Origin of the sequence: Thalassotalea sp. G20_0 (assembly GCF_017744175.1) — a bacterium.
Lineage (GTDB): Bacteria > Pseudomonadota > Gammaproteobacteria > Pseudomonadales > Endozoicomonadaceae > Endozoicomonas.
The window spans coordinates 1-704 of sequence record NZ_JAGHQV010000377.1 but is presented as its reverse complement, the minus strand read 5'-3'; the positions used below and the strand labels follow the sequence as shown (position 1 = coordinate 704).

2 protein-coding genes are annotated in these 704 nt (G+C 50.6%); both read right to left on the bottom strand.

Going from position 1 to position 704, the window contains the following annotated elements:
- Window positions 1–86: 86 nt before the first annotated feature.
- Complete coding sequence (locus J7438_RS26595; RefSeq protein ID WP_209279031.1) at window positions 87–377, bottom strand: type II toxin-antitoxin system RelE/ParE family toxin; 291 nt, start codon at window positions 375–377, stop codon at window positions 87–89.
- On the bottom strand, window positions 370–594 hold the full coding sequence (locus tag J7438_RS26590) for a TA system antitoxin ParD family protein (protein WP_286196969.1): 225 nt from the start codon (window positions 592–594) through the stop codon (window positions 370–372). The genes J7438_RS26595 and J7438_RS26590 overlap by 8 nt, the downstream gene beginning before the upstream one ends.
- Window positions 595–704: the final 110 nt, after the last annotated feature.

The window sequence follows — 704 nt, the reverse complement described above, 5'->3', positions numbered from 1 at the left end:
GGTGATGTTCCTGCGTTCACTGAACTGCAATCGGCTGCAGTATGAGTTGGAGAAGGAACTGAAAAGGAAAAAACAGTAGGAAATGATCAGAACAGACGTTTGAGATCTCGGTAGAAATTCCCATGGCTTCCCAGGGTAATCAGCTCCAGGATCAACCGGTGATCGTCATAGCTGTAAGCCAACAGGGTCAACTGTTTGGCCATGTTGAACTTGAACACCCGCATAAAGGCCAGGTCACCTTTCTTCTGCTCCCCCTGCAGCGGAGCGGCCATCAACTGCCGGATGGCATTGTCCAGATCCGCTTTCTGGTTGGGCTTCAGTTTTTTGACCGCTTTGCGGAATGTGGGCGTGGTTACCACGTCAATGGTGTCAGTCAAAACGGTAGGGCTCCAGTTTGCCCGCTTCCAGCTCGGCTTTGGCTATCAATGCCTGTTTCACGAACTCATAAGGGAGATCCGGATTATCCTCCATGATCTCGCCAATCCTGGCCCAGTGTTCAATCTGTTTCGGCGTGGTCCGGTTCAATGCCTTGGCAATAATGGCGGCCCGCTCCATCAGAGCCGGGTCAAGGCGCACACTCTGGTTACTCATCATAAGACTCCTGCATTGTGGTTTTTAGAATGTAGCAAGGTGCGGCAAATGTCGCAAATTGCCGCATTATGAAGTAATATTTATGCACTCCTGCATAGTATCATGCACAGCTG